28 protein-coding genes and 1 riboswitch are annotated in these 25,506 nt (G+C 67.6%); of the genes, 18 read left to right on the top strand and 10 right to left on the bottom strand.

Annotated elements, in window-relative coordinates:
- Positions 1-10: 10 nt before the first annotated feature.
- The 3 genes from D7X74_RS19875 to D7X74_RS19865 all read left to right on the top strand — a co-directional run bounded on the left by D7X74_RS19875 (position 11) and on the right by D7X74_RS19865 (position 4,097).
- A complete protein-coding gene (locus D7X74_RS19875) occupies positions 11-1,162 on the top strand; it encodes an AI-2E family transporter (protein WP_120534556.1) in 1,152 nt (383 codons plus the stop codon).
- Positions 1,163-1,209: 47 nt separating this feature from the next.
- Positions 1,210-2,229, top strand: a complete 1,020-nt coding sequence (locus D7X74_RS19870) for a hypothetical protein (RefSeq protein WP_120534555.1) — start codon at positions 1,210-1,212, stop codon at positions 2,227-2,229.
- Between the two features lie 158 nt (positions 2,230-2,387).
- A complete protein-coding gene (locus D7X74_RS19865) occupies positions 2,388-4,097 on the top strand; it encodes a CotH kinase family protein (RefSeq protein ID WP_233602174.1) in 1,710 nt (569 codons plus the stop codon).
- Positions 4,098-4,101: 4 nt separating this feature from the next.
- On the opposite strand, the gene D7X74_RS19860 is transcribed toward D7X74_RS19865, so the two are convergent.
- A complete protein-coding gene (locus D7X74_RS19860) occupies positions 4,102-4,371 on the bottom strand; it encodes a DUF2277 domain-containing protein (RefSeq protein WP_120534553.1) in 270 nt (89 codons plus the stop codon).
- Positions 4,372-4,562: 191 nt separating this feature from the next.
- Between D7X74_RS19860 and D7X74_RS19855 the strand changes: the two genes are divergently transcribed.
- The 3 genes from D7X74_RS19855 (at position 4,563) to D7X74_RS19845 (ending at position 8,548) form a co-directional block, all read left to right on the top strand.
- A complete protein-coding gene (locus D7X74_RS19855) occupies positions 4,563-7,364 on the top strand; it encodes a hypothetical protein (RefSeq protein WP_158622262.1) in 2,802 nt (933 codons plus the stop codon).
- 90 nt (positions 7,365-7,454) lie between these two features.
- Complete coding sequence (locus tag D7X74_RS19850) at positions 7,455-7,841, top strand: B-box zinc finger protein (RefSeq protein WP_120534551.1); 387 nt, start codon at positions 7,455-7,457, stop codon at positions 7,839-7,841.
- Between the two features lie 20 nt (positions 7,842-7,861).
- Complete coding sequence (locus tag D7X74_RS19845; RefSeq protein ID WP_120534550.1) at positions 7,862-8,548, top strand: hypothetical protein; 687 nt, start codon at positions 7,862-7,864, stop codon at positions 8,546-8,548.
- 7 nt (positions 8,549-8,555) lie between these two features.
- Here D7X74_RS19845 and D7X74_RS19840 read toward each other — a convergent pair whose 3' ends face one another.
- Complete coding sequence (locus D7X74_RS19840) at positions 8,556-9,323, bottom strand: polysaccharide lyase (RefSeq protein WP_120534549.1); 768 nt, start codon at positions 9,321-9,323, stop codon at positions 8,556-8,558.
- A gap of 230 nt (positions 9,324-9,553) precedes the next feature.
- Here D7X74_RS19840 and D7X74_RS19835 point away from each other — a divergent pair, with 230 nt between their 5' ends.
- The 8 genes from D7X74_RS19835 to D7X74_RS19805 all read left to right on the top strand — a co-directional run bounded on the left by D7X74_RS19835 (position 9,554) and on the right by D7X74_RS19805 (position 15,800).
- Positions 9,554-10,198, top strand: a complete 645-nt coding sequence (locus D7X74_RS19835; RefSeq protein ID WP_233595695.1) for a dienelactone hydrolase family protein — start codon at positions 9,554-9,556, stop codon at positions 10,196-10,198.
- 108 nt (positions 10,199-10,306) lie between these two features.
- A complete protein-coding gene (locus D7X74_RS19830) occupies positions 10,307-10,822 on the top strand; it encodes a hypothetical protein (RefSeq protein WP_120534547.1) in 516 nt (171 codons plus the stop codon).
- A 37-nt stretch (positions 10,823-10,859) separates the two neighbouring features.
- Positions 10,860-10,931: riboswitch (guanidine-III (ykkC-III) riboswitch) on the top strand.
- A gap of 17 nt (positions 10,932-10,948) precedes the next feature.
- Positions 10,949-11,275 carry a quaternary ammonium compound efflux SMR transporter SugE gene (sugE, locus tag D7X74_RS19825; protein WP_120534546.1) on the top strand — a complete coding sequence of 109 codons (327 nt, stop codon included), beginning with the start codon at positions 10,949-10,951 and terminating at the stop codon, positions 11,273-11,275.
- 70 nt (positions 11,276-11,345) lie between these two features.
- Positions 11,346-12,383 (top strand): AHH domain-containing protein, encoded by a 1,038-nt coding sequence (locus D7X74_RS19820; RefSeq protein WP_158622261.1) that lies wholly within the window; start codon positions 11,346-11,348, stop codon positions 12,381-12,383.
- 38 nt (positions 12,384-12,421) lie between these two features.
- A complete protein-coding gene (locus D7X74_RS43060; RefSeq protein WP_158622260.1) occupies positions 12,422-13,039 on the top strand; it encodes a hypothetical protein in 618 nt (205 codons plus the stop codon).
- Entirely contained in the window at positions 13,036-13,794 is a 759-nt protein-coding gene (locus tag D7X74_RS19815; protein ID WP_158622259.1) for an immunity 49 family protein, read from the top strand. The genes D7X74_RS43060 and D7X74_RS19815 overlap by 4 nt, the downstream gene beginning before the upstream one ends.
- Positions 13,795-13,814: 20 nt before the next feature.
- Entirely contained in the window at positions 13,815-14,915 is a 1,101-nt protein-coding gene (locus D7X74_RS19810) for a hypothetical protein (protein WP_120534543.1), read from the top strand.
- A gap of 138 nt (positions 14,916-15,053) precedes the next feature.
- On the top strand, positions 15,054-15,800 hold the full coding sequence (locus tag D7X74_RS19805; RefSeq protein WP_120534542.1) for a bifunctional 2-polyprenyl-6-hydroxyphenol methylase/3-demethylubiquinol 3-O-methyltransferase UbiG: 747 nt from the start codon (positions 15,054-15,056) through the stop codon (positions 15,798-15,800).
- A gap of 3 nt (positions 15,801-15,803) precedes the next feature.
- Here D7X74_RS19805 and D7X74_RS19800 read toward each other — a convergent pair whose 3' ends face one another.
- Complete coding sequence (locus tag D7X74_RS19800) at positions 15,804-16,313, bottom strand: DUF3592 domain-containing protein (protein WP_370450778.1); 510 nt, start codon at positions 16,311-16,313, stop codon at positions 15,804-15,806.
- Positions 16,314-16,466: 153 nt separating this feature from the next.
- On the opposite strand from D7X74_RS19800, the gene D7X74_RS19795 reads away from it, so the two are divergent.
- Both D7X74_RS19795 and D7X74_RS19790 read left to right on the top strand, forming a co-directional pair.
- Positions 16,467-17,588, top strand: coding sequence for an HNH endonuclease (locus tag D7X74_RS19795; RefSeq protein WP_120534540.1), 1,122 nt, complete (start codon positions 16,467-16,469; stop codon positions 17,586-17,588).
- A gap of 198 nt (positions 17,589-17,786) precedes the next feature.
- Positions 17,787-18,536, top strand: a complete 750-nt coding sequence (locus tag D7X74_RS19790) for a glutathione S-transferase (RefSeq protein ID WP_120534539.1) — start codon at positions 17,787-17,789, stop codon at positions 18,534-18,536.
- On the opposite strand, the gene D7X74_RS19785 is transcribed toward D7X74_RS19790, so the two are convergent.
- From D7X74_RS19785 to D7X74_RS19775, 3 genes are read right to left on the bottom strand one after another with little or no spacing between them, the layout of a single operon-like run.
- Complete coding sequence (locus D7X74_RS19785; RefSeq protein WP_120534538.1) at positions 18,500-18,796, bottom strand: Carotenogenesis protein CarS; 297 nt, start codon at positions 18,794-18,796, stop codon at positions 18,500-18,502. The genes D7X74_RS19790 and D7X74_RS19785 overlap by 37 nt on opposite strands.
- Positions 18,793-19,452: a DUF1109 family protein gene (locus D7X74_RS19780; RefSeq protein ID WP_120534537.1), complete on the bottom strand. Its 660-nt coding sequence runs from the start codon at positions 19,450-19,452 to the stop codon at positions 18,793-18,795. The genes D7X74_RS19785 and D7X74_RS19780 overlap by 4 nt, the downstream gene beginning before the upstream one ends.
- Positions 19,452-19,991 (bottom strand): RNA polymerase sigma factor, encoded by a 540-nt coding sequence (locus D7X74_RS19775; RefSeq protein WP_120534557.1) that lies wholly within the window; start codon positions 19,989-19,991, stop codon positions 19,452-19,454. The genes D7X74_RS19780 and D7X74_RS19775 overlap by 1 nt, the downstream gene beginning before the upstream one ends.
- A gap of 188 nt (positions 19,992-20,179) precedes the next feature.
- Here D7X74_RS19775 and D7X74_RS19770 point away from each other — a divergent pair, with 188 nt between their 5' ends.
- Together D7X74_RS19770 and D7X74_RS19765 are read left to right on the top strand one after the other, a co-directional pair.
- Positions 20,180-20,716, top strand: a complete 537-nt coding sequence (locus tag D7X74_RS19770; protein WP_120534536.1) for a DUF2378 family protein — start codon at positions 20,180-20,182, stop codon at positions 20,714-20,716.
- A 75-nt stretch (positions 20,717-20,791) separates the two neighbouring features.
- Positions 20,792-21,280 (top strand): peptidylprolyl isomerase, encoded by a 489-nt coding sequence (locus D7X74_RS19765; protein ID WP_120534535.1) that lies wholly within the window; start codon positions 20,792-20,794, stop codon positions 21,278-21,280.
- Here the strand turns inward: D7X74_RS19765 and D7X74_RS19760 are convergent.
- The 4 genes from D7X74_RS19760 to D7X74_RS19745 form a co-directional block, all read right to left on the bottom strand.
- Complete coding sequence (locus D7X74_RS19760; protein WP_120534534.1) at positions 21,274-22,548, bottom strand: DEAD/DEAH box helicase; 1,275 nt, start codon at positions 22,546-22,548, stop codon at positions 21,274-21,276. The two genes, D7X74_RS19765 and D7X74_RS19760, sit on opposite strands and share 7 nt — an antisense overlap.
- A 95-nt stretch (positions 22,549-22,643) precedes the next feature.
- On the bottom strand, positions 22,644-23,495 hold the full coding sequence (gene fghA / locus D7X74_RS19755; protein WP_120534533.1) for an S-formylglutathione hydrolase: 852 nt from the start codon (positions 23,493-23,495) through the stop codon (positions 22,644-22,646).
- A complete protein-coding gene (locus tag D7X74_RS19750; RefSeq protein ID WP_120534532.1) occupies positions 23,492-24,604 on the bottom strand; it encodes an S-(hydroxymethyl)glutathione dehydrogenase/class III alcohol dehydrogenase in 1,113 nt (370 codons plus the stop codon). The genes fghA and D7X74_RS19750 overlap by 4 nt, the downstream gene beginning before the upstream one ends.
- Positions 24,605-24,748: 144 nt before the next feature.
- Positions 24,749-25,504, bottom strand: a complete 756-nt coding sequence (locus D7X74_RS19745) for a response regulator transcription factor (protein WP_120534531.1) — start codon at positions 25,502-25,504, stop codon at positions 24,749-24,751.
- Between the last annotated feature and the right edge of the window lie 2 nt (positions 25,505-25,506).

Raw genomic sequence — 25,506 nt, 5'->3', positions numbered from 1 at the left:
GGGTGGGGCGGTGACGGCGGGCGATACGAAGCGGTGGTCCAATTTCATCTTCGCGGGGCTCTTCGCCGTCGCGTTGATCCTGTTCTCACGCATCCTGCTGCCGTTCATGATGCCGGTGCTGCTGGGTGGCTTCCTGGTGGTGCTGTTCATGCCCGTCCAGGACTCCTTGAGCCAACGGCTCCGGGGCCGCAAGTCGCTGACGGCCGGACTGTCCACCCTCGCGGTGTTCCTGCTCATCCTGGCCCCGCTGGCGCTCGTGGGCTGGATGGTGGCCCGTGAAGTCCTCCAGTTCGTCGGTCAGGCGCAGGACCTCTTGGATCAAGTGGACCTGCGCCACCACCTGCTCGCGTCGCTGCCCCGGGGGCTGAGCCGCTATGTGCGCTTCGACCCGGAGAGCTCTGAGACCGAGCGCCTGTTGATGACGGTGGTGTCGGGCAGCGCGGGGCTGCTCGCGGACGTGGTGGGCGCCGGCACGGAGCTCCTCGTCAACATGTTCCTGATGACGGTGGCCATGTACTACTTCTTCCTGGACGGTCGTCGTCTGGTGAACGAGGTGGCGAAGCTGCTGCCGCTGGAGCGTCGTTACTTCGACGCCTTCTCCCACGAGTTCACCGACGTCGCGTACGCCATCATCTACGGCAACACCATCACCGCGCTGGTGCAGGGCGCGGTGGGCTTCCTGGGCCTGCTCATCGCCGGGGTGCCGCACGCCGGGGTGTGGGGCGCCGCGATGGTGCTGGTGGCGCTGGTGCCGGTGGGAGGCACGGCGCTCGTCTGGGGACCCATTGGCGTCATCCTCATCGCGGCGAACCGGGTGAGCGAGGGCGTGTTCCTGCTCGCCTGGGGCACCTTCCTGGTGGGCAGCATCGACAACGTCATCCGGCCCCGGCTGTGCGGCTCGCGCATGGCGCTGCACCCGCTGCTCGTCTTCCTGTCGATGTTCGGCGGGCTGGCGGTGTTCGGGATGATGGGCCTGCTGGTGGGACCGCTCATCGCGTCCATCTTCATGGCCATGGTGCGCATCTACCGGCGTGACTTCCTGGGTCGGGTGCCGGAGGTGCAGCCGACCCCGGTGGCGCAGGAGGATTCCTCGCCTTCCCTTTCCTTGGAGCCTTCCCAGGTACCCGCGTCCGCGAGCGTGGGTCACGCGATGAACGCTTGAGGGCCGAGCCTGGACTTCGCCCCCGGGCTGGGTGAACCTGACCGGGCATGACGACCACCGGAAGCGCGAGGGTCCCTTCGGGGCTGCTGTGGACCCTGGCCCTCGTCGGAGCCCTGGCGGCTCCGTCCGCAGCGGCCTCGGGACCGTTGGCCTCCATTCCCTTCCGACAGGGGCCTCCTGAGACGCTGTCACTCCGGCTGAACACCGCAAATGGCAAGGCTACGGAGCCGGAGCTGGGGGCACCCACCTGGCTGCGGCTGAACCTGGCGCTGACGGCGACGTGGCGGCGCTACTGCTCGCGGCCGGGCGTGGAGGGCTGCGGCGCGTTCGAGCGGCTTCCGGAGGACGAGCAGGTCGGGGACACGTCCGACTTCTCCTCGTCGCAGCCGTACCTGGGCCTGGCGCTGGAGCTGGAGATCCTCCCCCTGGCGCAGGGTGATTCGTCGGTGCTGCGCGGGCTGGGCCTGCAACTGGGCGCGCAGCGGGGCTTCTCCACGTCGGACGTGACGCTCACCGGAGACGGGGGCCAGACGCCGGTGCGCGAGGTGACGGCCACCGACACCGCCTTCACGGCGCAGGCGCTGTACCGCTTCTACTTCCGCTTCGGCACCACGCGGCCCCAGCAGGGCTACGTGGGCGCGCGCGCGGGGCTGCAGACGCGGGCCTTCGACGTGGAGGAGGCCACGGACAACCCGCTGTCCGGAACGCACCGCGTGTTCCCGTCGGTGGCGTTGGACCTGTCGGTGCCGCTGTTCAGCTCGGTGCGCCTGGACGCGTCGGGCGGGTTGCTGCTGTCGCCGAAGCCGGGGCGCTCGCCCGAGGCGGACGGTGGGCGGCGGGCGCTGGAGATCAGCGACTTTGGCACGTCGGTCTCCAGCTTTGGCTGGAGCGCGGAGCTGGGCGTGTCGGGGGAGATCTGGGGCCCGTTTGGTTACGACGTCGCGTTCCGCCTGGCGCACTTCCGCGATCAGTTCTCCGGAGCGGGGACGCTCACGGGGTGGGCGGATGGCGGAGTCGCCGAGGAGACGTACTCCAGCCTGCATGCCGGCCTGACCGCTTCCTACTGACGTCCAGGCTGTCAGGCGTGAAACACCTCCCCGATGGGCAGGTGTCTCGCGCCGAAGGGATGCCTACCCCTTGCCCCCCACGGTCCGCTTCGGGCCGTACCCAAGGGGGGCTTGTCCCGGTGCGAGCAACGCGATGGCTGAAGCGCGGTCTTCTGGGCATGGCCTGCCTGGGAATGGTGGCGTGCGGCGGGGGTGACTCCGTGCCACCTCCGGACACCGGCCCGGATGATCCGTCCGGGGCCGGAGCCGACGCGGGCAGCCAGTCCGGGACCGACGCGGGCACGCAGCCTGGAGCGGACGCGGGGACGTCCGACGCGGGCACGTCCTCTTCTGATGCGGGGACGGGAGTTCCGGACGCGGGGCCGACGGCGCAGGTGTGCGCGCCCACGGCGGGCGAGACGCGCTGGGTGCTGGAGGGGGAGGCCTTCACGGCGCGGGTGCGGTGCGCGACGGACAAGGCGGAGCCCACGCTGCGCTTCGGGGTGAGGAACCTGCCCCCGGGCGCGACCTTCGACGAAGCCACCGCGACGCTGCGCTGGACGCCGGCGATGAATCAGGGCGCGGTGTGGATGCTCACGCTGGAGGAGCGCACCACCGGCGAGACGGGCACGCTGAAGGTGGGCGTGGCCAACAACGACGCGGCGCCGGGCAAGGCCGACATCGAGAACCCCGAGGCCTACACAGAGGAGTACGGCCTGCCCGTGGTGCACCTGTTCTTCGACCCCAACGTGGGGCTCACCTCCGGGGCATACCGGCCCGCGCAGGTGGTGTACCGGGGCCACCGCTTCACGATGGAGGCGAAGTACCGCGGCGCCACCTCCGGCGTGTTCCCCAAGCGCAGCCTGACGTTCAAGTTCGACGAGGACGACCTGTTCTCGGAGCCTGTCTTCGGCGACGGCTTCAAGGACCGCAAGCGGGTGGTGCTCATCTCCCCGTTCAACGACAACTCCTACCTGCGCTCGCGGCTGGCGTTCGACCTGTGGAGCAAGCTGTCCCCGGAGGCCGTGCGCATCCGCACTTTCAGCGTGGTGGTGTACGCGAACAACAAGTACCGGGGGCTCTACACGGCGGCGGATCACCCGGACAAGCGCCTGATGGAGGGCAACGGCATCGACAAGGACGCCGACCTGTTCAAGGCCGTGGACGCCAACGCCAACTTCTCCCGCAACCGGCGCGACGGCGTGCCGAAGGCAAACCTCCACGAGGGCTTCGAGAAGGACGAGGGCACGCCCGAGGAGGGCCAGGCCCACGCGTTCGACACGATGGATGCCTTTGTCGCCTGGGTCGCGGACTCCAGCGCGGACGCCTTCCGTCAGGACTTCGGCGCGAAGCTGGAGGCGCGCGACTACGAGGACTGGTGGATCTTCAATACGCTCATCCTGGGCAATGACTCCCAGGCGAAGAATGCCTACCACGCGTACGATCCGAAGGCAGGCGGCCCGTGGCGCTTCATCCCGTGGGATCTGGATGCGAGCTTCGGCCAGAACTACGACACCACGCGCACCAGCGCCACCACCCGGCCCACCTACGCGAGCGAGAACTTCCTCTTCAAGCGGATGCTCGCGGAGCCCGCCATCGCCACCCCGATGCGGGAGCGCTACCGGCAGGCGCTGAAGAACGAACTGAGCGAGGCCGCGGTGCAGTCGCTCATCGACGGGTACGAGCGCGAGCTGGGCGTCAACGCACAGCGCGATGAGGCACGCTGGGCCGCCGAGTACCGGGACTTCGCGAAGCCAGACACCGTCGGGTACGCCAACTTCCCGGACTGGCACCTGCGCCAGGACTTCAAGACCCACGCCGAGGAGGTGGAGTACGTGCGGCAGTGGGTGCACACGCGTTGGACGGCGTTCCAGACCCAGGTGCCCTGAGGCTTCAGCGGGGTTCGGCCCTCTTGAAGCGCAGCTTCTTGAGGGCCTCGAACTTCGCCCGGTCCCTGGGCGGGGTCGTCGCCACCAGCCCGTCGAGCATGCGCTTCGAGCTTTGGTAGATCTCCTCGACGGCGACGTCGAAGGCGTCGGCGTTCTGCTTCGACGGCTTGCGCGTGCCGGCGATCTTCCGGACGAACTGGAGCGCCGCCGCGCGGATGTCGTCGTCGGTGGCGGGGGGCGCGAAGTTGAAGAGGGGCTTGATGTTCCGGCACATGGGGCAAGTCTAGGCGACCGGGAGCGCGTCCGCCGCGTCCTCGCCTGACGCGACCGCTTGCTGGCATGACGCGGAGCCGGGGGGCCGCCTCCAGGTCCGCGTATCAGCCTCCAGCGAACGTCTCCGGGCGAACACCCTGGCATCCGACTTGCGTAGGGGCTCCACCGCCCCCCTCGCTTCGGAAAGAGCCCATGGCCTCCTCGACGCCCTTCAACCAAGGCATCCTCATCTGTCCCACGACGCACATCGACTGGGACTGGGTCTTCACGTTCGATCAGTACTACGCCTCCAACAACCAGGCGCTGGGCTCCAACAACGGACGCGACACGGTCCAGAACATCTTCAACGCCGCGGGCGCGCTCTTCGCGAAGAGGATCGGCTTCACGTTCTCCGTGACGGAGGTGGGGTTCCTGCAGCGCTACGCGCGGGACAACCCGGGGGGCATCGCGATCTTCGCCGCGGCGGGAGCGGACTTCTGCCTGATGGGCGGAGGCGTCACCTCCCCGGACAACCTCGTCAGTAACGGGGAGCTCTTCATCCGCAACTATCTGGTGGGGCGCACCTGGGCGAAACAGGTCGGGCTCGCGGGCAACCTGTACGACTCGGCGTGGCTGCCGGATGACTTCGGACATGATCCGCAGCTTCCGGTGGTGCTCAACGCCATGGGCCTCACCACGGCCGGACTCTCCCGGGTGCCCGGCTCCCCGCAGGGGTCGCCTGGCGCCGCGCCCATCAATCCGGTGGGCCCCTCCATCGCGGCGCAGTTGAACGCCAACGGGCTTGTCTTCCAATGGCAGGCAGGGGATGGCTCCAGCATCACCGCGCTCTACATGCCCGACACCTACGGCACGGTGGGCTATCTGAGCGCTGGAAACATCTCCAGCAATGCGCAGACGGTGAATCAGTTCGTGCATCAATACAAGACGGGCTGGCCGAATGGCCTCCGCTTCATTCCGGTGGGGATCGACTTCGCCACGCCCTCTGTCACGAACGGGTCGGGACAGCAGTGGAGCTGGCTGGATGTGACGGACAGCTACAACAAACTGTATGGCTCCGAAAACGGTGTCAGGGGGACCACGGGGACGTGGAAGACCTACATGGATGCCGTGCTGATGGGGCCTGGCACGCTGCCGGTGAATGCCCCGCTCAACGCGCAGAATTACTGGACGGGATACTTCGCCAGCCGTCCCGAGCTGAAGACGAACCAGTACGCGGCGGCGCGCGCGCTGATGTCCGCGGAGGTCATCAGCGCGATTCTTCGCACGAGCAGCAGCTACGCGGCGTCTTCCCTGGATGCGCTCGACTCCACGATCTGGAACGGCTGGGAGGTGATTGCCCCCAGCACCCATCACGACTTCGTGACGGGGACCTCTCCGGACAATGTGTATCAAGGCGAGCAGCTTCCGCTCAGCCGGCAGGGCGTCTCGGTGGCGACGGACGTCCTGAGCCAGGGAATGGACAAGCTCGCGCAGGGAATCTCCGCGAAGCCGCAAGCCGATGAAATCCCCGTCGTCGTCTGCAATACGCTGGGCTTCGACCGGGCCCTGGGGCTGCTGGCGGAGGTGTCCCATCCTCCGGAGGACGACCGCTTCCGTCGGGTGCAGAGCGTGAGGGGGCGCAAGGGGCTGCTGCCCATCCAGCGGGCCGCGAACGGGAGCATCCTGTTCACGGCGGATCCACCCAGCGTGGGCTACGAGACGGTCTACCTCTCCACCCAGGCTCCTCCGGGCCCGATCGCGACAGCGACGTCGCCTGTCGGCGATACGGTGACGCTCTCCAACGATCTGATCAGCGCGACCCTGTCCAAGGCGGCCGGGTGGGGGATCAGCCAGCTCTCGTTCGGGGTGGACGGAAAGACACACACCCTGTTTGCCTCCGGAGGGGTGGGCAATCAGCTCCGGTTCTACAACGACTCCGGCAACATCTATCAATTCGGCAACGAGCCGTATGCCTCCTCCTCGCCCCCCGTCTATGGGACCTTCAGCCAGAGCATGTCCGCGACGTTCGTGGGGGGAGACGCCCGGTGGCTGGAGCAGGGGCCGCTGCGGTATCGCTTGCAGGCGGTGGTGACGGAGCAGCACAGCGGTCACACGTTCACGCTGGAGTACTCGCTGGTGGCGGGAGAGCGCTTCCTGCGGATGAAGCTGACGGGGGCCTCGCCCTCCGGCATGTCGGTCGTGGTGGCCTTCCCCATGGTGGGCGACAGCGGGACGGTGCCCACGACGCTCAGTTATGGAACGCCCCATTTCCAGCAGGATGTCCTGCCCGTGCCGAACTGGCCCGGCCCGACCTTCGTCGCCACGCATGACTACGTGGTTCCCTGCGTCCAACAAGGCAGCCAGCCGGTAGGGGGTATCTACCACCGCGGCATCCCGGCCTGGACGCTGGACAGCGAGGGGGTCCTGCTCGGCGTCGTGCTGCGCAATACGCCCGGCGGTGGACGGGGCGCCTCTGGCAGCGATTCCGGTACCCACCACCAGGAGTACCTGTTGGCACCTCCGGTGTACGTCGGGGGCACGCCCCGGCTCGTCACGCCCCTGAAGGACGCCCTGTCGGTGACGACACGACTGGAGGCTCGACTCATCACCGGAGGGGAGGGGGGCGCGTTGGCGGAGACGGCCTCGCTGGGCCGGGTGACGGCGACGAACGCCGGGACGCCCGTGGAGGAGCAGGACGTGATGATCCGCGTGGCGCGGGTGCAGGCGCCGGGCGCGGCGGGGGGTTACCCGACGGGCTGCGGAACGACGAGCGGAGCGATTCCCAGCAGCCTCGTGGTGCGCACCGAGAAGCGGAACAGCAATGCCACCCAGCTCACGGTGCAGCTCCCCTTCCTGGGCAACAGCAGTACGGCCGAAACGCAGGCGGTCACCGCGCTCGAAGCGCCGCTGGCGTCACTGACCGCCGTGCCGGCCAGGACGCAGACCCTGACGGTCGACTCACCCCACGCCCTGGCCTCCCTGCGGATCGCGTGGTGCAGGACCCAGGGAGGCTGATCCCAACCGGAATTCCCCATCCTTCCAACCTCTCATGAGGCAGGAGGGGTGGGATTCCGTGGCACGGGGCGGGAATGCTATGTGTCTGGGATGGACGCCGCACCCGCCGCCCTCTGTCCCAGACACCCTGAAACGTTCGCGGAAGGCACCTGCACCCGGTGTGGCACCTTCACGTGCAGCCAGTGTCGCAAGGGGCTGGGGGCGCACCAGGGGCTGTGTCCTTCCTGCCAGGACTTGAGCCGGAGCGGGAAGCCCTCCGGGCGGGCCGTGCTGTCGCTGGTGTTCGCCACCGTGGGCTTCTGCGGCTTCGTTCCTGGCATCTTCGGACTGGTGCTGGGGCAGAAGGAGCTCAACGCCATCGAGGCCGGAAAGGCGCCCAGGGCGGGACGCGACCCGGCGTTGATCGCTCGCAACCTGGGCTGGTTTCACGTGGTGATGTTCTTTCTCCTCCTCCTGGGGCTGTACACCCACCTCTGAGCTGGGAAGGGAGTTCGTCGATGGGCGCGTTGAATCTGGCACTGGAAGAGGGTGGACCCCGGAGCCTGGAGTTGCGCTGGGGCTCGAACTGGCGGGATCTGGAGATCACCCTGGACGATGAGCCGGTGGGCGCGGTGGCCGACAAGCTCCAACTGGAGCAGGGCGTGGAGTTCAAGCTTCCGGACGACAGCGTGCTGCACGTGCAGCTGCTTCACGTGCCGACGCCGGAGCTGCGCGTGCTGCGCAACGGCGCGCCGCTGCCCGACGCCGCGTCGGATCCCGTCCAGCAGGTGCGCACCGCCACGTTCCTGCTCTACGGGCTGGCGGCCTTCAGCGTCGGCGTCGCGATGGTATCGCTCGTCATGACGAGCAAGATGCGGCAGCAGCTCCCGGTGAGCGCGTCCAACCTCCTCTTCGGAGGCGTGCTGGCGGTGCTGGGCTTCTTCATGTTCAAGCGCTGGCGCGCGGCGCCGCTGCTGGCCATCCTGCTGTATTCGTTCGACACTCTCTCCACGCTGTACGTGGCGCTGACCTCGGAGAAGGTGGGGGGCATTTCCGCCCTGACGGGGCTGGTCATCCGCATCTTCATCTTCGGGGCGCTCGGCAAGGGCTTCCTGGGAGCGAGGGAGCTCGCGAGGCGTGAGAAGCAGCCGCTGACCGCCGCGCCACCCTCCCTGGGCCCGGCGGTCGCGTTTCCGGAGGCCTAGCGCGCGGCTACCACTGCGCGGGGTCGGCGTCGGCGAAGGTCGTGCCGGCGGCGATCTCGTCGAACCAGATGCTGCGCGTGCCCTGGCTGCCCTGCATGGAGCCGCTGTCGTACCAGCCATTGGCGTACAGGCCGACGCGGAACTGGAAGTAGCGGTCGTCGGACACGGTGGTGCTCAGGTTGTACTGCTCCAGCACCTTGGTGCCGTCGAACCAGAGCTTGAAGAAGCCGGTGCCGTCGCTGGCCCACTTCGCCTGGATGATGACCTTGTGCCATTCCCCGGCCGTCACCGTGGCCAGGTTGCCGAAGGTGACCGTCTTCTGGTTGCACACCGAGCCCTGCTTCACGCGCGTGAAGAGCTGGTTGCCGGAGAGCCACACCATGGTGGACGGCATGTAGTCGTCGCAGCCGGTGTTGGAGAAGTCCGCGATGAACTGCGCGATGTTGTAGGACTGCGGCTGGAACTGCCAGTCCGCCTGCAACCGGAACGCGAAGCCGTAGAAGCCCGTGTCGCCGCGCCGGTACACGTTGTTCTTCACGACCTCTGAGTGGTAGCGGCCGTTGTAGGAGGGGTCGTAGATCTGCGTCACCTTGATGGCCGTCGGCCCCTCGTAGGTAACGTTCGTCACCTCGTTCACCGTGCCGTTGTGCTCCCGGTTGATGGAGTTCCAGCCGGAGAGCGTGCCGGTGTTGCGGAAGATTTCCGCTGCCTCCGCCACCAGGCCGAACGCGAACAGGGAAACACCCGCGGCAATGCCAACGTTCTTGAGCTTCATTGCAGGGAGTCCTTTCTGGACTTTTCCACTGCCATTGATTCTATCTCGTTTTGCTCGTTTTTCAAGTTAAAACCCAGGCAGGTTTGTTAGGCTGGGTTCTCCACCTGGGAGGACTCATGACCGCGATGCGCCGTCTGATGTTGTGCTTGGGTTTGGTCGTATTTTCCGCGCAGGGTGCCTTCGCGGCACAGGGAGAAATCCTGGCCCGTCCATATGGGACGGTGCCCGGGATGACCTTGGGCTTCTGGGAGTATCTGCCCCTGGGCTACGACGACGCGCCCACCGAAACGTTCCCGCTGGTGGTCTTCCTGCATGGGACGGGCGAAGTGGGCAATGGCAGTGCGACGGCGCTGGAGAAGGTGATGAACCTCAACGCGCCGCCCCGGCTCATCCGCAACGGACGTGATTTTCCATTCATCCTGATCGCGCCCCAGCGCTTCAACGCGTTCATCTCGGTGGGGGAAATCGACGCCATCATCGAGTACGCGAAGGTGCACTACCGGGTGGACCCCAGCCGCATCTACCTGACGGGCATCTCCGCGGGCGCCATCCAGACCTGGGCCTACGCGGCGGTGCACTACAACAAGCTGGCCGCCATCCTCCCCATCGCGGGGAATGCCTCCAGTCTGAACCTCTGTCCGGCGGCGGCGTCAGGGCTGCCCGTGTGGGCCTTCCACGGCACGGCGGATGGCCAGGTCTCCCAGTGGGGCTCCATCAATCCGGTGAACCAGATGAACACCACCTGTTCGCCCGCCGCGAACCCCGCGGCGCTGCTCACGCTCTATCCGGGCGTCGGGCACGATTCCTGGGGCCGGACGTTCGATGGCTCGGCGGGGCATGACGTCTACGCGTGGCTGTTGGGCCATTCGCTCTGAGTTTCAAGGGGCGGTCATGACAAGGCCATGACCGTTCCCGGACATGTTTGCCTTTCGGTGTCCAGGCTTCGCAGAGTGGGGCTCTCTTGACGCAAAGGGAGTTCCCACATGCCGAAGTCCGCGCGTTGCATTGTCTTGACGTTCCTCGCCGGCCTCTGCGCCTGCGCCGCCGCGCAGCAGACCCCGCCGGGCGGGCCGCACGACTCACTGGACGTCCGCGTGCTGAACATCGTGGACGAACAGGGCCGGACGCGCATCCGCCTGGGGGCACCGTTGCCCGACCCGCAGGGGATGAAGCGCAAGTACAAGGCCGTCGGCATCCAGCTCCTGAACGCGGAGGGGAAGGAGGTGGGAGGCATTGGGATGATGGATGAGACGAACTCCCGTGCGCTCTGCTTCGACACCGAGGATGGCTACGAGTCGCTGTGCCTGGGGCTCTTCAAGGAGCAGCCCTCCGTCTACCTGATGGTGAAGGGCAAGGACCGCATCTCCCTGAGCGTGGACCACGACGTCGCCAGGGTGGCGGTCAGTGACGCGGAGGAGAAGCCGCGCCTGCTGCTGACCGTGGACAAGGACGGCAAGACGCACGTCGAGGGCCTGACGCCGCCGCAAGAGAACCGGTAGCGAAGGCGTCCTCGCGGGGTTAGGGTGGTGGATGCGTGCGAGCCCCCGGGGTGGGGGTTCGGAGCCCGGACGAGGTGCGCCGTACCCGGTCACGACAAGACGACGCCTTCACGGGAGTCGTGCGTCATGTCGTCGTGGATCCTCCTTGTCATCGCCGGTCTGCTGGAAGTGGCCTGGGCCATTGGCCTGAAATACACGCAGGGGTTCACCCGGCCGCTTCCCAGCATCCTCACCGTGGCGGGAATCGTCGCCAGCATGGGCCTGCTGTCCTACGCGGCGAAGAGCCTGCCCATCGGCACGGCCTACGCGGTCTGGGTGGGCATCGGGGCCTTCGGCGCGGCCGTCATGGGCATGGTGCTCTTCCACGAGCCCGCCACCGCGCCCCGGTTGTTCTTCCTGGGGTTGTTGCTGGTGGCCATCGTGGGATTGAAGGCGACCAGCGGGGGGCACTGAAGCCCCAGCAGTCGAAGGCCCATCAGGCAATGATATCCTCCCATCCGAGAAGGCCTGGATGGGGGGAACCGTGGCTGCGAAGCACTACCAGACCCAGAAAGAGCTCAAGCGGGAGCACGAGAAGAAGCCCAACGAGAGCGGCTGCATCTGGAAGCACTACATCCCGAAGGGCGACTGGCAGGCGCATCCCTGCCACTACCAGAACAACAGCTTCAAGATTTCGAAGGGCGCGCGTGCCGCGAAGTACAAACCGGACGTGGCCAGGGTCGAGAAGGTTCGCGGCAATCAGGGCGAACTCAAGAAGCAATACGAAGAATCGCTCAAGGACCATCGAGAGGCGTCGGAGAAGAGGCTGCGCGACCTCTCCCAGGAGCGTTCGGCGGCCAAGGCCAGTGGAGAAACACTCCCGGGCCGTGTCCATTTCCGGTGGTTCGTGACGCTGAGGCAGGTGGAGGCACTGCGGAAGCTGGACCCGAGCGAGCTCTTGAGCCGGTACTTCGACGCGTTCTCAGATGCCTTCAAGCGCCTGGCCATGAATGACAAGGCCTGGGAGGTCGGGCACACGCTGGAGCCTCGCTTCGTCAATGCCAGGTACCTGGGATTGGCGGGGAGCCTGAAAGCCCAGGTCTTGGGCGTGGTGGCCCCCATCGGCTTCGCGCCGAACCACGACCTTGCTCGGCTGGGATCGTGGTACCCGTATGACCACGAACACCATCACATCATCCCGGACACGTCGCTGCGCAACGGAATGCTGCGCCTGCCCGACGCACAGACCACCTTTCAGCAGCGCCTCTCCGTGTTGATGGAGTCGAAGTGGAACGTCCACAATGACAAGAACGTCATGCTCCTGCCGGATGACGTCACCATCGCGGACATCCTCGGGCTCCCGGCGCACTGCCCCTGGGGCTCGACCGGGCATGAGGCGTACTCCGAGCAGGTTGAGTCCTATGTCGAGAAGATTGCCGCGCAGATCGACGAGGAACTCGCCGCGAGCGAGGATGATGCCCACGAGGCCGAGAAGAAGGCGGGAGCGCGCTTGAAGCGGGAATTGGATGCGCGGGCGCAGAGCTTGTATGGACAAATCGTGAATAGGGAAGTGACGCTGTAGGGCACCTGCCGTTCCCGAGTCATGGAATGTGAACCCCGATGACCCAGACCCGATTCTCCTACTTCACGCTGCCGCACTTCCCGGGCCCGGAGATCGCTGCGACCGAACCGTTCACCGGGCGCCACCTCCCCAAGCCCATTCGAACCCGCTGGGGCGTGCCCATTGGTATGGACTTCCATCCGGCCACGGTGGTGACGCTCTCTGCGAAGTCGGGGCCTCGCTTCACGGACTTCATCCACACGACGACCCGACTCATCCTGGCTTCGGAGCAGGTGTGTGGCCTCTTCCAGGCAGGGGGCGTGACCCGCGAGCAGGCCGAATACCTTCCGTTCGTGCTCAAGGACAAGAAGGGCAAGGTCCGGCCCGAGAAATACCTTCTCATCAATCCCTTGCTGAAGTTTCCCTGCTTCGACTTCGAGCGCTCCTCTTACACCCTGTTCTCGGATGAGGAGGCGACCACGCCCGGGGTGAAGGAGATCTGCGTCATCGAGAAGTTGCAGGTGCGGGAGGACCAGATTCCGGCGGACGCGAAGCTGTTCCGGCTGGCGGAATACCCGGACGTGAAGCTCATCCGCTCCGACCTGTTGGACGCGCTCAAGGCCCAGGGCCTGGACAGTGGGCTGGCGGTGCTGCCGCTGGGAGGGTTCCTGACGTGAGCCTCAAGACGCTGGAGTTCACCCTCCGGAACCTGGGCACCCTGCTGGTGCGGCACCTGGATCAGCTCTCGGAGCCGGATCCCTCGAAGCTGCTCGAACTCAGTACCCTCTACCGGCGCATCGGCATCGGTCATCTGCTGGCCCACCACGACGTGCGTGAGTTCGCCGAGAACCTCTTCAGCAGCGCGGAGACGTATCTGATGCTGCTGCGCACGCAGGAACCGGGCGCGGAAGGCCCTCGCTCCCTCCTGGCGCGAAGCCGGGGCGTTCCCCTGCTGGATGCGCTCTGCCTTGGCGCCTGGGACCTGGCCCGGGACATCGATGGCGCGATGCCAGCGACATGGTGGTCCGACGTGGAAGAGGAGGAGGCCTTTCTCTACTTCAAGCTCCTCCCCGCGCTCATCGACGGGAAGGTGGATCCCGGAGATGCGCGAAAGCTGGCGGCACTGCTGGAGGCCGAGGGCACAGCCCGCCTGCGCGCTGTCGATGCCGTGCTCCGGGCGGATGAGCGGGCCTTCGAGGATTCGCTGCGGACGCTGACGGATGACTGGCGTATCGCCATCGAGCAGGACCGGGAGACCCGTCCGGTGGACCCCTACCATGACCACACGGAGGCCCAGGTGTTCATCGAGGGTGCGGCGCTCGTGAGGCTGGCCCGGCTGCGGGGACTGAAGGCCCAGGAGCGGTACGACTTCATCCCCGCGTCCATCCTGCGGGACCTCACGCAGGTGTTGCCGTCATCCGTCATGGGCTGAGCGACGAACGGGAGTCGATCATGCGGCTGGCCCTCACCGGCATGGGAATGCTCAGCACCTTGGGGGACGACGTCGTCTCGTCGTGCGCGGCGCTTCGTTGCGGCATTGCGCGTCCTGCACCGCTGCGCTTCGACGTCTACTCGGAGGACGAAGAGGAGGGCGTGGTGCGTGTCGTGGGGCATCCGCTCCAGGGCCTCACGAATGGGTTCGAAGGTCTTGGCCTCTACACCCTCATGGCGGCGCATGCCTTGAGTGACCTCGTCCGGTATGCAGGGCTGGGCCGGCGGGACAGGGCGTTCTGGGCTTCAACAGCGGTCTTCCCCTGCCTCTCGCGCCCGCGCATGGAGGACCTCGGGATTCCCTTCGAGGAGCTGTTGAGAAAGCGGCTCGTTCCGGCGGTCCTGGCGGAACTGGAGCTTCCTGGTGTTTCCGGGCAGGGACGCAGTTTCATGTCCGGCCACGCTTCGGTGCTGGAGGCGATCCACGCGTCCGGGCAGGTGCTTTTCGATGGTGGGGTGAAGCGCGTCATCCTCCTGGCCGTGGACAGCCTCGTGGGCGGTGACGACGTCATGTGGCTGGCACAACGGGGGATGCTCAAGACGCCGGAGCGACCCGTGGGACTGATGCCAGGGCAGGCCGCGGTGGCGCTCCTGCTGGAGGGCGAGGTCGAGGCGCGTCGTCGCGGCGCACGGATGGAGGCCTTCATCGATGCAGTCCACGTTGGCGTGGAGCCCGACAGTCGGGAACGTCGAAAATCCGGTTCGGGGTTGGGGTTGGCGGGAGTCCTGACTCGGACCCTCGCGTCCCGCCGGGTGGTTCCTGAAGCCTATGGAGACCTGAACGGGGAGGACTCCCGCGCGCGGGAGTGGGGGAGTGCACTCGTGCGCCTGTCGGGCACGCATGACCTGCCGGTTGCTCCCCGGTGTCCCGCGATATCGCTGGGCGACACGGGTTCGGCGAGTGGGGCCATCGCGATTGCCGCCGCCGCGCGCTCCTTCGTTCGCGGTTACGCCAAGGGGGCGGAAGTGCTCGTCTGGTCCAGTTCGGACTCGGGTGAGGTCGCCTCGGCCCTCGTGGTCCAGGGCGACCGTCCCGAGCGGGTGGCGCGCAGGAGCGATTGAGCCGAGGTGTATGCGGTCCCGTGACGCGCCTGCCTGTCGCCGGGCCGAATCGAAAGATTGGCCGACGCCTTCCTGATCGCCGCCCTTCGCATCCGGCCGTTGCCCTCCTACAGAAGGGGGACGGCAAGGAGCGGAACGATGGCGGATCTGGCGACAGCGGTGACGGAGCGCTTGTTGATCGACGCGGGCATTCGCGAGGGGATGCGCGTGCTCGACGTCGGCTGCGGGAGGGGCCTGGTCTCGTTGCTCCTCGCGCGCCTCGTAGGGGCACGGGGACAGGTGGTGGGCGTGGACATCGATTCACGTTCGCTCGCGGTGGCGCGGGAGACGGTCCAGGACGCGCGCATCACCTTCGTGGAGGGCGACTTCCGCTCGCTCTCGTCCGAGCACGGCCTGTTCGACGCCGCAGTTGGAAGACGGGTGCTGATGTACCAGCCGGATGCAGTCGAGGCCCTCCGCGGCCTCGCCCGTGTCCTGCGACCTGGGGGCTTGATGGCATTCCAGGAGCACGACTCGACGGTGGCACCGACGAGCCTCACGCCCCTGCCGCTTCACGAAAAGGTGCGTGCCTGGATGTGGCGCACCGTCGAACGTGAGGGTGGCAATGTGCACATGGGCTTCGGCCTCGCATCCGCGCTCACGCGGGCGGGCCTCACGGTGGAGCAAGTCCGGGCCGAGGCCATCGTGCAGACCCCGGCGATGCACCACCCCGTGGGCGCCATCCTGCGCGCGATGCTCCCCCGGATCGTGGAGCGGGGAGTGGCCACGGAAGCGGAGCTGGGCATCGACACGATCGATGCGCGCCTTATCGAGGAGCGGACGCAGGCGGATGCGACGTACATCGGGGAGATGGTCTTCGGCGCGTGGGCACGGCTGCCCCGGTAGGCGTCATCCGTCCCGGAGTGAGGTGAGCTTGAAGAGCAGGAAGGCGCCTGCCAGGCAGAGGAGGCCCAAGAGCCCCGCCATGACGGGGACCCGCCACGGGCCGCTCGCGCCGGCGAAGAACATCGTCTGTGTACGCGGGTCCAGGCGCAATTCCACCTGCTCACCCATCCGGTCCGGCCGGTCCGAGCGCGTTTGCTCGACCACGGCCTCCCGCGTGGCGCCCTCCGCCTCGTAGCTCACGCGGTATTTGAAGCAGGGGTAATAGTACCTGCGATTGTTGCGGTCCTTGCCGCTGCACCGGTCTTCTTCGTGGCCGCTGATGGCGCCCGACACATTCACGGCGTGGGCCTGGACGTCGAAGGCGTCCCGGCTCAGCACGAAGGAGGCGACGAGCAGGCCCACCGCGAAGGCCCCCAGAAGTACGATGGCAACCCAACGCCTGAACGGACTGACGCTCACAGCTGGGCTCTCCGGTGGTGGCTGCCCGGAGCGCCCTGCCGGGCCCCAGGGCATGAACCGGCATCCTAGCGCGTGTCAGTAACGCAGGCGCGGTCAGCCCGGTGGTGAGCCTGTTTGGGCGTGACGATTGGCACAGGGACGGCCCTATCAGGCCCCCGATCTGCACCTTCTTTGCAGGGCGGCGATGCGCTGTCGCAAGATACCTCCATGTCATCGCTCCGAGATTTCAAAATCTATCTGGCCACTGAGTACGTTTCGCCCACCACAGGGGCTCCGCTCGGTGCCGGAGCATCCGGAGATTACCCCTCGCGTCTGCGCCGCATTGAACGGCTGACCCAGCAGCAAGTGGAGGGCGCGAGTCCCGATAGCCTGCGCACGCTAGCCGAGCAGCTCGGTGGCGACCATGTGGTGGCCAACAAGCTGAACCGGAAAGTAGTCGCAGACATACGGGTCGCGCTCAAGTGTTACGCCGACTATCTGTCCCTGCGCTCAAACCGGAGCGGTGACGAGGACGGCCTCAGAGAGCTTGGCGCTGATGCGATCGTGGCTGAACTGGAGAGGATTGGCTTCTCTTCGACCACTCCGCGCAAGGACCTTCATGAGCTACAGCGACGAGCCCTGGTCATCTATGTGAAACGGCTGACAGCTCACCAGCGGATCGTGATTCAGCCAGATTTTGAGCTGAACTATTCGAGGCTCTGCGCCATCCCTGGCGTCGTCAGAGAACCAATTCTCAGCTTCTACCACGACCCCTCGATGTCGCGGTTTCCGCGCCGTGACGAAGGTGGGACAGAGGCCGTTCCGTACGGGCTTGATTTCGACGTCGTAGATTCCGCGGCGCTGCGCAAGTTGGTCCATGCTCTTGATGCAATAACCGCAGACGACGGGTTTCTTCAGGCGGCAACTCCTCTTGAGGATCCAACGACTGAAAAGCAGCAGCTTCACAAGGCTCGCGTAGGCCAGGGGCGTTTCAGGGCTGACTTGATCGAGTACTGGGCCGGGACGTGCCCACTGACCCGCATTCAAATTCCAGAGTTGCTGCGGGCTTCTCACATCAAACCCTGGAGTAAGAGCACCGATCGCGAGCGGTTGGATCCCTTCAACGGACTGCTTTTGGCCGTTCACTTCGACACGCTCTTCGACCAGGGCTACATCAGCTTCACTGACGAAGGAGAACTCCTCTTGGCGCAGGCGCTTGGTGCAGCGGAGCGCGACGTATTCGGACTCGAGGGGGCACTTCCGCGGCTCTCGGTGGACCCCAGGCACCTTGCTTACCTTGCCCACCACAGGGCGCACGTGTTCTTGGGGCCGATTCCTCCTCTTGGATGAAGGCTGAGGACTGGTAACGAAAGGGCATTCGAAACCATGCCCCATGGCGGGCACAGGTTTGCGGAGACAGGTGGCGGTTTCCGACATCCCACCCGTGCCGGACTGTGGGGGAGTGAATCCTCCCCCGACACGGTCCTTCCGTGACCAGGACCCTGCAGGCGGAGGATGCGCGCCGGTTCCCCACGCGAGGACACGACGATGAGCGACGCGAAGTTCGAGCTGTTCTACTGGCCGGGCCTCCCGGGCCGGGGCGAGTTCGTCCGGCTGGTGCTGGAGGAGGCGGGCGCGGACTGGGTGGACGTGGGCCTGCTGCCGGAGTCGCAGGGCGGCGGCGCCAGGGCCATCATGGACATGTTGGGCAAGGGGGCCGTCCCCGCGTACGCGCCGCCAGTGCTCAAGGTGGGCGACCTCGTCATCGCCCAGGCTCCCAACATCTGCTCCTACCTGGGCGAGCGCTTCGGTCTGGTGCCCCCGGACGAAGCCGCCCGGCTGCATGCGCGCCAATTCCAGCTCACCGTCGCGGACATGGTGCTGGAGGCGCACGACACGCACCATCCCATCGCGGTGATGAAGACCTACGAAGAGCAGAAGGAGCCCGCGAAGGCCCGCGCCCAGGTCTTCCGCACCGAACGCATCCCGAAGTACCTGGGCTATTTCGAACGCGTGCTGAAGGCGAACACGCGGGGCGGCGGCAGGTATCTGCTCGGCGGGGACTTCACCTATCCGGAACTGGCACTGTTCCAGCTCGTGGAGGGCCTGCTCTACGCGTTCCCGAATGCAATGCGGAGCATCGCCCCACAGGTGCCCGGCGTGATGGCCCTGCGTCAGCGCATCGCGGAGCGCCCTCGCATCGCCGCGTACAAGGCCTCCCAGCGCGCCCAGTCCTTCAACCCGAAGGGCATCTTCCGCCACTACGCGGAGCTGGACGAACCGAACGCGATGAAGTGACCCTGGGGCACGGCGGCGACCTCGCGGGCGAAGAACAGGTCCTCGCCCACGCCGTGCACGCGCACCTGGATGAGCGGATCCGAGGGGTACTGCCGGGGCGGATCGTCGAACACGAGCGCCACGACGACGCCCACGCGGTCCAGGAACCGCTCCGTGATGGGATCGCCCGGCTCCGTGCGGACGATCATCACCGCCGCGCCAATGCGCACCGGCGCGCCGTCCACGTCTTCCGTCAGAATGAGCGAAGGGTCATGCTTCATGGAGCGTAGGTCCGGGGTTTGAGTCGTTTCGACAGGGCCCAGGTCATCAGGGCCAGGAGCGCCCAGGCGCCCAGGTGATACGCGGCCACGTGTCCGGCGCCCTGTTCGCAGGCCAGCTCGCCCACGAACGCGCCCACCGTGCCCGCGGCAAGTCCCGCCACCACCGCGCGCAGTGGCTCGAAGGCCGCCTGGCGCAGCACCCCCAGCGCCACGACCACCGGCACCAGCGCCATCGCCACATGCCCCGCGGTGCAGACCCAGGCGGGAAGGGCGGACGGGCCCAGGGGCGCCGCCCGGGTGAGCACCAGCAGCGCCGCGCTTACCGCCGCCATCCCCACGCCCACCCACCGCAGCGGACGCCGACGCGGCGCGAGCGCCCCCCACGAACACACCGCGCTCGTGGACAGCAGGAGCGCCAGCATCGGCGCGCGGCCCAGCAGCGCCGGACCCGAGGCCTGTCCCAGCGCCAGGAGCACGCCCGTCACCGCCAGCGCCATGCCCGCGGCCGCGGCGAACAACCCCACCGCCTGCGAACGCCAGCGCCGCACCGGCTGCCGCAGCGACAGCTCCGCGCGGGACGCCGCGAGCGCGCGCTCCAGGGCCCGCGGATCCAACCGGGGCGGGGGCGAGGACAGCGGGTCGGAAGGGCCGGGCATCAGGCGTCCTCCAGCCCGCCGAGCAGCTCGCGCAGCTTCTCGTAGCCCCGGTGCGCCCGCAGCCGGGCCGCGCCCGCGCGGATGCCACGCAGTTGAGCAATCTCCTCGAAGGACCAGCCCTCCAGCTTGCTCAGCACCACCGCCTCCCGCTGCTCCACGGGGAGCTGCTGGAGCGCGTCCTCGATGCGCCGGCGCATCGCCGGGTCGCCCTCGGGCGCCGGCACCGACGTGGGGCCTTCCGGGGCCGCGTGCGCGTGGGCATCCACGTGCTGCTGGTGCCGCAGGGCATCGCGGGCCGCGTTCGCCGCGATGGTGAGCAGCCAGGGGGTGAAGCGCGTGCCCGGCTCGTAGCGTCCCCGCGCGCGGATGACCGACAGGAATGTCGTCTGCAAGAGGTCCTCCGCCAGCGGTCCGTTCCTCACCATGCGCGCAAGGAAGCCGTGCACACGTCCGGCGTGTCGGGCGAAGAGCGCCTCGAATGCCGAGTGATCTCCCTGACAGAACAGGTCCATGAGCGCTTCGTCCGTGACGCTCCCCATCGTCTGGCTCACGGACGGCCCTTCCCGGAATTCGTTTCCGGACGTGGACGGTTGATTCTCCAGGACTTCCAAGGGCTTGAAACCACTGGCCCCTGGGAAGCCTTCGGCAGGGGGATCCTTTCCCCGAAGCGACCGGCTAGTGTCGCGCGTCTTTCCGGTCTCCTCGCGTTTTCACACTTCGAGCGCACATGTCCCCGGCCGAGGTCGTCATCCAGAACACGTTGTTCGAGTCGCTCCTGCGCTGCGTCCGCCTGGACTCGTCGCTGCGGGAGCGGCTGGCGGCGGCCGGGTACGATCCGGACCGGCCCCGCGCCTCCTATCCGGCGTCGGTGTTCCTGCGGTGCCAGAACCTGGTGCTCGCGACCGCCTACGCGGGCCGGCTGCCCCAGGAGGCCCTGCGGCAGATGGGGCGCGACCTGGTGCGCGGCTTCTTCGAGACGCTGGTGGGCAAGGTGGTGAACGTGGCCCTGAAGGTGGCCGGCCCCGAGCGCGCGATGAAGCGGGTGGCGCTGAGCTTCCGTTCGGTGATGGAGCCGGTGGAGATCCAGTCCACGGAGCTGGCCAAGAAGGACTGGCGGGTGACGTTCCAGGGCTACCCCTTCCCGGCGGAAGCGGCGGCGGGGTGCTGTGAAGAGGCCCTGCGTCAGTCCGGGGCGGCGAGTCCCACGGTGGTGCTGGAAAGCGACACCGGCACGGGCCGCTTCGAGCTGCGCATCCGTTGGTAGGACGTCGGTGTGCACGCGGTAACGGTGGGCATCATCCTTCCACCGAGGCATGGCTGAATGCGCTATGAGGGCCCCATGAAAATCGGCAAGGACAGCGTTGTCGCCATTGATTACAAACTGCACCTCGGCGACGGGGTGGTGGTGGATGAGAGCGAGGCGGGAGATCCGCTCGTCTACCTGCACGGCTACGAGGAGATCGTCCCCGGCCTGGAGAAGGCCCTGGAGGGCAAGGCGGCCGGTGAGACGCTGAAGGCGACCGTCTCCGCTGCGGACGGCTACGGGGACTACGACCCGGAAGGCGTGGAGGAGGTGCCGCGCACCGAGTTCCCCGAGGACCTGGAGATCAAGGCCGGCGGCATCCTGAGCGCCACGGATCCGGACGGGGACGAGGTCGACTTCCTGGTGAAGGAAGTGAAGAAGGACACCGTGCTGGTGGACTTCAACCACCCCTTCGCCGGCAAGGAGCTGCACTTCGAGGTCACCATCAAGGAAGTGCGCGCGGCCACGCCCGAGGAACTCGAGCACGGGCACGCGCACGGCCCGGACGACGACCACGATCACTGACCGGCGGGGCCCTTCGGTCGGGCCTTACCGTGGGAGCGGGCATGGCGCCCGGGCGTCGCATCCGGGGCCCGGGTGGAGCGGCCATGGTCGGCCTGGGGAGGACCCGGGTCGCGCTGCTTCGCGAGGAACGCCTCCATCTCCTTGCGGAAGATGGGGTTCTTGCGAGGCACCTCCGCGAGGGGCAGCTCCTGGCGGATGATGCTTTCGATGTCGCGCAGGGTGCGGCGCTCCACGTCCAGCGCGAAGAGTGACGCCCGTCCACTGGCCTCCGCGCGAGCGGTGCGGCCGATGCGGTGCACGTAGTCCTCCGGCCCATGCGGGATGTCCAGGCTGATGACGTGGCCGATGTCGTCCACGTCCAGGCCGCGCGCGGCGAGGTCGGTGGCCACGAGGCAGCGGTACTGGCCCCGGCGGAAGCCCTCCAGCGCCTGACGCCGCTGGGCCTGCGTGCGGCCCGCGTGCAGCGCGGCGGACTTGTGGCCCGCGGCGGCGAGCAGCTCCTTCATCTTGTCCGCGCGGGCCTGGGTGCGCACGAACACGAGCGCGCTCGCCTCATCCTCGGCGAGCAGCGTGAGGAGCAAGGGCCACTTCTCCTCCGGCTTCACCATGTACAGGTGCTGATCCGCGCGCGGCGCGGGCGTCCCGCTGGGGGTCACCTCCACGCGCACGGGCTTGTTGAGCGCGCGCTGACCGAAGCGGGCCACGTCCGCGCCCAGCGTCGCGGAGAACAGCAGCGTCTGGTGCTTGCGCGGCAGCGCCTGGAGGATCTGGTTGATCTGCGGCAGGAAGCCCATGTCCAGCATCCGGTCCGCCTCATCCAGCACCAGCGTGCGGATGTGCGACAGGTTCACGGCCTTGATGCCCAGCAGGTCCACCAGCCGGCCCGGGGTGGCGACGATGAGGGTGGGGCGCTCCTTCAGCTCCGCCACCTGGGCGTTCATGTCCTCGCCGCCGATGATGGTGATGGGCAGCACGCGCCGGGGCTCGCCGAAGAAGCGGGCCTGCTCCGCCACCTGCTGCACCAACTCGCGCGTGGGGGCGAGGATGAGGCCCAGGGTGCCGCGCTCCCCGGCGAAGCGCTCAATCATGGGGAGCAGGTAGGCGGCCGTCTTGCCGGTACCGGTGGCCGCGCAGCCGATGACGTCACGGCCGGACAGCGCGGGAGGAATGGCCTGCGCCTGGATGGGCGTGGGGGTACCGAAGCGGGCGCGCTTCACGGCACCCAGCGTTTCGGGAGACAGGCCCAGGGACTTGAAAGTGGCACTCATGCCCCCACGCCTCCCACGTCCGGGCCGGGGAGGGAAGGGGATTGACACACAAGCAGGCGCGCCCCAGGCCTGTCTGGGGCGCGCCGGGGTGCCTTTCAGGCCGCGTTCAGGGCCGCGCCGTGGTGGCGCAGGTGGTCCTCCATGAACGTGGAGACGAAGTAGTAGCCGTGGTCGTAGCCCTCCTGCATCCGCAGCGTGAGGGGCTGGCCCACCGCGTCGCAGGCTTCCTTGAGGAGGGACGGGTGGAGCTGATCCGGCAGGAACTTGTCCTTCGTGCCCTGGTCCACCAGCAGCGCCGGCACGCGCTTGCCGGAGCGGAGCAGCTCGGTGGCGTCGTACTCGCGCCACGTCTGCTCATCCGGGCCCAGGTAACCGCCAAAGGCCTTCTTGCCCCAGGGGCTGCGGATGGGGGCGCCAATGGGGGCGAACGCGGACACGGAGCGGTAGCGGCCGGGGTCGCGCAGCGCCGTGACGAGCGCGCCGTGCCCTCCCATGGAGTGGCCGAAGATGCCCTCGCGGTCCATGCGCGCGGGGAAGTGCGCGCCGATGAGGCCGGGCAGCTCCTTCGTGATGTACGTGCCCATCCGGTAGCGCATGTTCCACGGCGGCTGGGTGGCGTCCAGGTAGAAGCCCGCGCCGGTGCCGAAGTCCCAGTCGGTGTCCTCGCCCGGGATGCCCGCGCCACGCGGACTGGTGTCCGGCGCCACGAGCATCAAGCCCAGCTCGGCCGCCACGCGCTGCGCGCCGCCCTTGGTGGGGAAGGTCTCCTCGGTGCAGGTGAGGCCCGCCAGGTAGTACAGGACGGGCACCTTGCCGTGCTTCGCCTGGGGCGGGGTGAAGACGCTGAAGCGCATCTCGCCGCCGCAGGCTTCGGACGGGTGCTTCCAGAAGGACTGCGTCCCCCCGAAGCACGCGTGCTCGCTGACCAGCGTGGGGGCGGTGCTCATCCGTACTTCACCACGCTGCGGATGGACTCGCCTTTGTGCATCAGCTCGAAGCCGTGGTTGATGTCCTCCAGCTTGAGCGTGTGGGTGATGAGCGGGTCCACCTGGATCTTCCCGTCCATGTACCAGTCGACGATCTTGGGCACGTCGGTGCGGCCGCGCGCGCCGCCGAAGGCGCTGCCCTTCCACACGCGCCCGGTGACGAGCTGGAACGGCCGGGTGCTGATCTCCTGCCCCGCGCCGGCAACGCCGATGATGATGCTCTCGCCCCAGCCGCGGTGGCAGCACTCCAGCGCCTGGCGCATGGTCTTCACGTTGCCGATGCACTCGAAGCTGTAGTCCGCGCCGCCGCCGGTGAGGTTGACCAGGTACGGGACGAGGTCGCCCTCCACGTCCTTCGGGTTGACGAAGTGGGTGAGGCCGAACTTCTCAGCGATCTCCTTGCGCGCGGGGTTCAGGTCCACGCCGACGATCATGTCGGCGCCCACCATGCGCGCGGCCTGCACGACGTTGAGGCCGATGCCGCCCAGGCCGAAGACGACGACCTTCGCGCCGGCCTCCACCTTCGCGGTGTAGACGACGGCGCCCACGCCCGTGGTGACGCCGCAGCCGATGTAGCAGACCTTGTCGAAGGGGGCGTCCTCGCGGATCTTCGCGACGGCGATCTCCGGCAGCACCGTGTAGTTCGCGAACGTGGAGCAGCCCATGTAGTGGTGGATGGCCTGCTTGCCCAGGCGGAAGCGGCTGGTGCCGTCCGGCATCAGGCCCTTGCCCTGCGTGGCGCGGATGGCCGTGCACAGGTTCGTCTTCTGGGACAGGCACGACTTACAGCCGCGGCACTCCGGCGTGTAGAGCGGGATGACGTGGTCGCCCTTCTTCACGCTGGTGACGCCCGCGCCCACGTCCACCACGATGCCTGCGCCCTCGTGGCCGAAGATGGCGGGGAACAGGCCTTCGGGGTCCGCGCCGGAGCGGGTGAACTCATCCGTGTGGCACAGGCCAGTGGCCTTCAGTTCGATGAGCACCTCGCCCGCCTTGGGGCCCTCCAGGTGCACGGTTTCGATGCTCAGGGGCTTGCCGGCCTCGAAGGCGACGGCGGCGCGGACGTCCATGGTGGGGCTCCAGGAATGGGGAACGAAGCGTCCCCACTGTAGAAGCCACGCGCGGATCCGGCTGTGAAAAGTGGGGACTCCACGCATCGAGCGTCCGCGCCCGGACCCTGCGCGTGCGGGCGCTCGATACACGTGTGCCCGCAGCTACACGGAGATGAGGCCCTTGCGGATGCCCTCGGTGACGGCCTCCACGCGGTTCGTGACCTCCAGCTTCCGGTAGATGTGCTCCAGGTGCGTGCGGATGGTGGCCTTGGACAGGGTGAGCAACCGGGCCGCCTCGCTGTTGGACACACCCTTGGCGATGAGCTGGAGGATTTCGCGCTCGCGATCCGACAGGGGCTTGAGCAGGGGTTCCTGCGCGGAGGTGTCCTGGAGGGCTTGAGCCGGGGCGGGATCGACGGCGGAGGGCGCCACCGCCAGCGGTTCGGTGGGCACGGGGCTGGAGTCCGGCTCCACGCGGAAGTGGCGCAGCAGGCGCCGCGCGAGGTTCGGCTGGATGACGGTGCCTCCGGCGCGGACCTCCTTGATGGCCTCGACGATCTTGTCCACCGTCGCGCCCTTGAGCAGGTAGCCGGACGCGCCCGCCTTCACGGCCTCCAGGACTTTGTCCTCCTCGTCGAAGATGGTGAAGATCAGGATCTCCATCTTCGGAAAGCGCGCCTTCACCTCGCGCGTGACGTCGATGCCGCTCATGCGCGGCAGCCCCAGGTCCAGCAGCAGCACGTCCGGCGCCGCGCGCTCCACCTCCTCCATCGCGGCCTCGCCGGACAGGGCGGTGCCCACGATGTCGATGTCCGGGTGGCCCTCGAAGAGACGGAGCTGGTTCTTCAGGATCTTGGTCTGGTCCTCCACGACGAACACGCGGATGGGCAGGGGGGCGGCGGCAGGGGTCGGGTCCACGG

It is taken from the genome of Corallococcus sp. CA047B, from assembly GCF_003612065.1.
Taxonomy (GTDB): Bacteria; Myxococcota; Myxococcia; order Myxococcales; family Myxococcaceae; genus Corallococcus; species Corallococcus praedator.
The sequence above is the reverse complement of the archived record's forward strand: the minus strand, read 5'-3'. Positions and strand labels throughout refer to the sequence as shown.

Excerpts from the sequence above, each read along its gene's own strand:
- D7X74_RS19870 (WP_120534555.1), top strand. The coding sequence starts at position 1,210 with ATGACGACCACCGGAAGCGCGAGGGTCCCTTCGGGGCTGCTGTGGACC.
- D7X74_RS19865 (WP_233602174.1), top strand. The coding sequence starts at position 2,388 with ATGGCCTGCCTGGGAATGGTGGCGTGCGGCGGGGGTGACTCCGTGCCA.
- D7X74_RS19860 (WP_120534553.1), bottom strand. The coding sequence starts at position 4,371 with ATGTGCCGGAACATCAAGCCCCTCTTCAACTTCGCGCCCCCCGCCACC.
- D7X74_RS19855 (WP_158622262.1), top strand. The coding sequence starts at position 4,563 with ATGGCCTCCTCGACGCCCTTCAACCAAGGCATCCTCATCTGTCCCACG.
- D7X74_RS19850 (WP_120534551.1), top strand. The coding sequence starts at position 7,455 with ATGGACGCCGCACCCGCCGCCCTCTGTCCCAGACACCCTGAAACGTTC.
- D7X74_RS19845 (WP_120534550.1), top strand. The coding sequence starts at position 7,862 with ATGGGCGCGTTGAATCTGGCACTGGAAGAGGGTGGACCCCGGAGCCTG.
- D7X74_RS19840 (WP_120534549.1), bottom strand. The coding sequence starts at position 9,323 with ATGAAGCTCAAGAACGTTGGCATTGCCGCGGGTGTTTCCCTGTTCGCG.
- D7X74_RS19835 (WP_233595695.1), top strand. The coding sequence starts at position 9,554 with ATGACCTTGGGCTTCTGGGAGTATCTGCCCCTGGGCTACGACGACGCG.
- D7X74_RS19830 (WP_120534547.1), top strand. The coding sequence starts at position 10,307 with ATGCCGAAGTCCGCGCGTTGCATTGTCTTGACGTTCCTCGCCGGCCTC.
- sugE (WP_120534546.1), top strand. The coding sequence starts at position 10,949 with ATGTCGTCGTGGATCCTCCTTGTCATCGCCGGTCTGCTGGAAGTGGCC.
- D7X74_RS43060 (WP_158622260.1), top strand. The coding sequence starts at position 12,422 with ATGACCCAGACCCGATTCTCCTACTTCACGCTGCCGCACTTCCCGGGC.
- D7X74_RS19810 (WP_120534543.1), top strand. The coding sequence starts at position 13,815 with ATGCGGCTGGCCCTCACCGGCATGGGAATGCTCAGCACCTTGGGGGAC.
- D7X74_RS19805 (WP_120534542.1), top strand. The coding sequence starts at position 15,054 with ATGGCGGATCTGGCGACAGCGGTGACGGAGCGCTTGTTGATCGACGCG.
- D7X74_RS19800 (WP_370450778.1), bottom strand. The coding sequence starts at position 16,313 with ATGCCCTGGGGCCCGGCAGGGCGCTCCGGGCAGCCACCACCGGAGAGC.
- D7X74_RS19795 (WP_120534540.1), top strand. The coding sequence starts at position 16,467 with ATGTCATCGCTCCGAGATTTCAAAATCTATCTGGCCACTGAGTACGTT.
- D7X74_RS19790 (WP_120534539.1), top strand. The coding sequence starts at position 17,787 with ATGAGCGACGCGAAGTTCGAGCTGTTCTACTGGCCGGGCCTCCCGGGC.
- D7X74_RS19785 (WP_120534538.1), bottom strand. The coding sequence starts at position 18,796 with ATGAAGCATGACCCTTCGCTCATTCTGACGGAAGACGTGGACGGCGCG.
- D7X74_RS19780 (WP_120534537.1), bottom strand. The coding sequence starts at position 19,452 with ATGCCCGGCCCTTCCGACCCGCTGTCCTCGCCCCCGCCCCGGTTGGAT.
- D7X74_RS19775 (WP_120534557.1), bottom strand. The coding sequence starts at position 19,991 with ATGGGGAGCGTCACGGACGAAGCGCTCATGGACCTGTTCTGTCAGGGA.
- D7X74_RS19770 (WP_120534536.1), top strand. The coding sequence starts at position 20,180 with ATGTCCCCGGCCGAGGTCGTCATCCAGAACACGTTGTTCGAGTCGCTC.
- D7X74_RS19765 (WP_120534535.1), top strand. The coding sequence starts at position 20,792 with ATGAAAATCGGCAAGGACAGCGTTGTCGCCATTGATTACAAACTGCAC.
- D7X74_RS19760 (WP_120534534.1), bottom strand. The coding sequence starts at position 22,548 with ATGAGTGCCACTTTCAAGTCCCTGGGCCTGTCTCCCGAAACGCTGGGT.
- fghA (WP_120534533.1), bottom strand. The coding sequence starts at position 23,495 with ATGAGCACCGCCCCCACGCTGGTCAGCGAGCACGCGTGCTTCGGGGGG.
- D7X74_RS19750 (WP_120534532.1), bottom strand. The coding sequence starts at position 24,604 with ATGGACGTCCGCGCCGCCGTCGCCTTCGAGGCCGGCAAGCCCCTGAGC.